At 65.2% G+C, this 4,961-nt stretch carries 2 protein-coding genes; one reads left to right on the top strand and one right to left on the bottom strand.

What is annotated here, in order from left to right; genetic code table 11:
• Nucleotides 1-2,046, bottom strand: a 2,046-nt coding sequence (locus DB30_RS40075) for a trypsin-like serine protease (RefSeq protein WP_276204423.1), incomplete at its 3' end; no start/stop codon positions are given.
• Nucleotides 2,047-3,118: 1,072 nt separating this feature from the next.
• Between DB30_RS40075 and DB30_RS40070 the strand changes: the two genes are divergently transcribed.
• The coding region (locus tag DB30_RS40070) for a tetratricopeptide repeat protein (RefSeq protein WP_052559334.1) at nucleotides 3,119-4,961 on the top strand (1,843 nt) is incomplete at its 3' end.

The following is a 4,961-nucleotide window of genomic DNA, read 5'->3' as shown; positions in this document are numbered from 1 at the left end:
GATGGCGAGAGAGCGCTCGATGAAGTCGATGGCCTTCGGGATGTCGCCGAGCGTCCGGTAGCAGAGGCCCAGGTTGCCGAGTGCGCTAGCGGCCAGCGTGGAGCCAGACGGCGCCGCGCGAAGGAGCCGGTCGCTGAGGGCGACGGCCTCGGGATACCTACCAACGACGGTGAGGTGGTTCTCTAGTGGCCGGTAGATGGAGTCCGCGAGTTCGATGTCCGTGCTGAGTAGTCGTTCGAACGCGCAGCTGGCCTCATCGACGCCGGCGGCAAACGCCAGGTGCGCGGTGGCGTCAGAGTTTTCGTTCAGGTGCGTCTCGACCCAGCCAGTGTGGGCGGACTCGAACTCCTCGCGGCCAGGCTGTGCGACCACGAACATGCGCACGACATCATGTAGGCCCCACGTAGCGTGTGCCTCCGCGCTGAACTCGGCGAGGCCTCGCGCGTGCAGGTCATCGAGCACCTCGCGGGGGTCGCCCACCCCGGCGACCGCCTCGACAACCTCAGGCCGCGTCTGCTTGGCGGACACCGCCAGAGCCTGCAGCACCCGGCGCCCATCGTCGGTGAGCGCGTCGTAGCTGAACTGAAACGTCGCCGCAATGCCCCGGTCGGCGTCGTACTTGTCCAAAACGCCCAGCGACTGCGCCTCGAGCAGATTCAGTGCAGCCGCCGGACTCAGACTCCGCCGCTGACTCAGCACCGAAACCAAGAGTCGAACACCCAGCGGCAACCGGCCGACAAATTCAGCCAGCGCGTCAATCTCGGCATCCGGGACCACACCGAGTCGTGGACACCGCTCACGCAAGTAGTCGCGGCACGCCTCTATCGTCCAGACGCCGAGCTCGAGCGCGGCCGCGTTGAGCTGGACGTTGACCGTTCGCGACCGCGAAGTGACGAGCGTCCGGCACTCGCCCCCCGGCGCCGGCACGTGACCAAGATCGCCATGCTCGGGGTCGGGGGCGAAGTTGTCGACCACGAGCAGGACGCGTTTGGTGTGGAGGGCCCGGCCGAGCAAGCCGATGGCCTCGGCGGGTGTCGGCTCGCGGTCGTCGACCCACCCGAACCTCCGGCTCACCCGCCCGAGCTCGGAGACGAGCTGACTACCATCGAGCCACGCCGCGCCATCGGGGAACAGTACGGGCGCCCGGGTGGCCACGAACTCCTCGACGAGAGTGGTTTTCCCGATGCCGCCGATACCGGTGGCGACGACGCAGACCGTGCGGTTGTCTCCGAGCAAGAGCTGCTCGAGTTCGGCGAGTTCGTCGTCCCGGCCCCTGAAGTGAGGCACCAAGCGCGCGGGGACCTGCTGCGGCCCCTCGAACAGCTGGGTGTTGACGTCTACCGAGCGAGAGGTTTGCCACTTATCGATGCCAGCGGTCTCGAGCACCGCCTCAATGGGAGTGATGTTGACGACGGCGCCGCGGGCGAGATCCTCCCCGGCGTTGGCGAATGAACTCACGATACCGATCACCCGGTGACCAACGACCACGGGCCCACCCGAAAAACCCTGTGGGCTTTGACCCGTCCAGCCGATCGCTTCCTTGATCCACGCTCGGTGGATCGAGACCCCTGGCACGAGTGGGTCTCGAAGGCCTGTAAGCTCCCCATGGAATTGCACGCCCACGTCGCCGTGGGTCGCAGGGAAGCCGTACGCCCAGCACTCGGCTCCTCTGTCGACGTCCTGCGCCTTGTCGCAGTCCCAGACCCGGACGCCCGCGGCATCGCTCACGCGCAGCACCACCCAGTCCTCGGCGATGCTGTAGGCGTCACGGCTGGGGTCGAACTCGATGACCTCGGTCCAGTGCTTGCGCCCCTCCGAGAAGTAGGTGCAGGAGATCGGCCCCATCGGCTGTGGCCGTCCGGCGTCGGTGACGACGAGGTGCTTCTGGTCAAGTTCGGAGACCACGTGCAGCGCCGTCACCATCAGGCCCGACGTGATCAGAAACCCAGTTCCCGCAGTTCCGCCCGCTTCGAGGAAGACAACATCCTTCCGGGCGACCATCCACCGCCAGTATTGCGTCGCTGGGCGGCCTCCACAAGCAACCAATGCCTGGCGTCTGGGAGGTCCTTGCCTTGAGCCGCAAGCCAGCTGCCAGGCGCCTGCGCCGCTACATGACGACCGAAGTCATGCCACGGGTCATGACCCGCGGCGGGTACGGTCCCGCGCTTGCGCGGCCTTTACACGGGCCTCGCGCCCTGTCACTGGGCGCATGAACAGTCGCTAAGTGAAACCCATGCCATGTAGATTTCACCACTGACCATCCCATAACCAGACTATTCGATGCGCGACGACCGTGCCATCACCTGCCCGCTACTCGAACTCGCGGAAGGTCAGGTTCACACGGGGCGTCTTTGACTCGCTTGCCCCGCGGGATCGCATGCTGCCACTTCGCCTGGGTCTGGTCGGAGAGCACCAGGCTCACGCTTGGGAGGTCGTGTCTTGCGTGGCCACCGCCATTCTACGACAGTGCTGGAGTGACGGATGGAGACAACGCTCCAAGGGCCGGGAGCATCACTCTCCGTCCAATGAAACAGAACGAATGGGCCTGTGCCATTCGCGAAGATGACATGGAAGCGCTTCTGGAGGCGGACGGCTTATCACCGATGCTCACGGGGGCGACGAACTCAATATCCAGCGGCGTCACCGTCTTGGTTAGTGCAGCTCTGGCTCCCGGTGCCCCGTCCTGGATGTGGGCCACAGGAGTTCTCCTGTGTGCGTTTGGAGTGGTCTTGGGAGTTTTTGGAAAACATGAGCTAACCAGGGTCAAACGGATACTGAAACGAATCCGAGATCGTCACCAAAGTGACGCCGAAATACACGCCCTTCCGCCGGGCCAGCCTCAACCAGTGCCCCAGTCCCAAAAAAATCCACAGAACAGTTCTGTTCGGGGCATTGACGAATGAGTTTCTTGCGAAACCTTGTGACGGCCGGACCAGGCATGGTCGTCGTAGTGGAGTCCTCCGACCGCTCTATTCGGACGTTTCTTTTAGATGACGTCAATAGCGAGAAATACGGACTTCGACAACCGTTCAACTACGCCGCCACGGGAACCCCTGCGAAGGGGGAGCACGACACAGTGCGAAGGGAACTGAGGCCCCCGTATCATGGTGACTGGTGGTTGATTGTTGACTCCCCAGATGCAAAGGACCCAAAGGCGTCCTTTTACGTCGAGCCAGAGCCTGCCCTGTTCGAAGGCCCGGGCCAGGCCCCGGCGCGCTCGGTCCCACACTTCAAGGGCCGCGACAACGAACTCGCCGAACTCGAGCAGCTCTTGCTCGGAGACAACCGCACGGTCTGTGTCGTCGCCACCGGCATCGGCGGCGTCGGGAAAACCACTCTCGTCGAGGAGTTCGTGGCCACCCGGGCGCCCGTACTGTTCCCCGATGGCGCGGCGTGGCTTGATGGTAGTCAGCTCGTCTCCGAACTCGGCCGGGTCAGCCGGCGCTTCGGCTGGACCGATAGCCGCGAACCAACCCCGGCCGAGGCCATCGACCTGCTCGGTACGGTGCTCCACACGAAGCCATTCCTGCTCGTCGTGGACAACTATGACCCCGATCATGGCTATCTCGGGCACGTACCGGTCCCTGGCGGCCAGTGCCGGTCACTCGTCACTTCGCGATCGCGGACGGTCAACGTCCGGCTCGACGCGGCCGCGCTCGTGCTCGGCGCCTGGACCATCGAGGCGTGCCGCGAGTACCTGCGTGAGCGCTGCCCCCGGCTCGGCGCGGTCGCGGACTCCGAGGTTGACGCCCTCGCTGAGTTCGTCGGCCGGTTGCCGCTGGGCGTGCGCCTCCTGGTCTCGATGCTGAGTCAGCGCCGGAGCCTGGATGCCGCCGCAGCGCTGAAGCTGCTTGAGGCGCAGTCGCTCCGGGTGCTCGACAAGTACGAGACGGACCGGGGCATCGCGGCGACGTTCCAGGTCAGTTACGACGCGCTGACGAACGATGGGCGTCGCGTGCTGCAGGCTCTGGCGGTGTGTGCCAAGCAGACGCGGCCTGCGGTTGTCGAGGCTGTCGCGGGGGTGGGCGACGTCGGTGAGTTGCTCGATGACCTGCACGCGCGTGGCCTCGCGGAGTTCAGCGCGGAGGCTGATGCCCCGTGGGGGCTAAGTGATGTCGTGCGTATGTTCGTGGTTGAGCAGCCCGGACACGAAGAGTTTGAGGCAGCCCACACGGGCTGGGCCCGGGCGCACCTGAAGGAACACTCCGAGGCGACTGCCTATCAGGAGTTTGGGGCTGGTGTCGACGAGGCCCGACGGGCATTCGAGCGCCTGCGATGGACAGACATCGAGCAGGCCGCCACCATCTACCGGCCACTCGAGGACCACCTCACCGTCGTAGGTAGGTACCCAGAGGCCATCGCGCTCAGTGAGTCGCTCATTGTGGCGGCGCCTGCCGGCTCCGAGCTTGCTGCGAACGCGATGAACGACCTCGGCATCTGCTATCAGATGCTCGGCGACATCCCGAAAGCCATCGACTTCCTCGAGCGCTCCCTCGCCGTCCACGAGAAGCTCGGCCACCTCCAGGGTCAGGCCAATCAACTCGGCAACCTGGGCATCTGCTACCGAACGCTCGGCGACATCCCGAAGGCCATCGACTTCCATGAGCGCTCCCTCGCCATCGAGGAGAAGATCGGCCGCCTTCAGGGCCAGGCCAGCGCCCTCACCAACCTGGGCAACTGCTACCGGACGCTCGGCGACATCCCGAAGGCCATCGACTTCCATGAGCGCTCCCTCGCCATCGAGGAGAAGATCGGCCGCCTTCAGGGCCAGGCCAGCGCCCTCACCAACCTGGGCAACTGCTACCGGACGCTCGGCGACATCCCGAAGGCCATCGACTTCCATGAGCGCTCCCTCGCCATCGAGGAGAAGATCGGCCGCCTTCAGGGCCAGGCCAGCGCCCTCACCAACCTGGGCAACTGCTACCGGACGCTCGGCGACATCCCGAAGGCCATCGACTTCC

Source organism: Enhygromyxa salina (assembly GCF_000737335.2).
In the GTDB taxonomy this organism is placed as follows: Bacteria; Myxococcota_A; Polyangia; order Nannocystales; family Nannocystaceae; genus Plesiocystis; species Plesiocystis salina_C.
The sequence above is the reverse complement of the archived record's forward strand: the minus strand, read 5'-3'. Positions and strand labels throughout refer to the sequence as shown.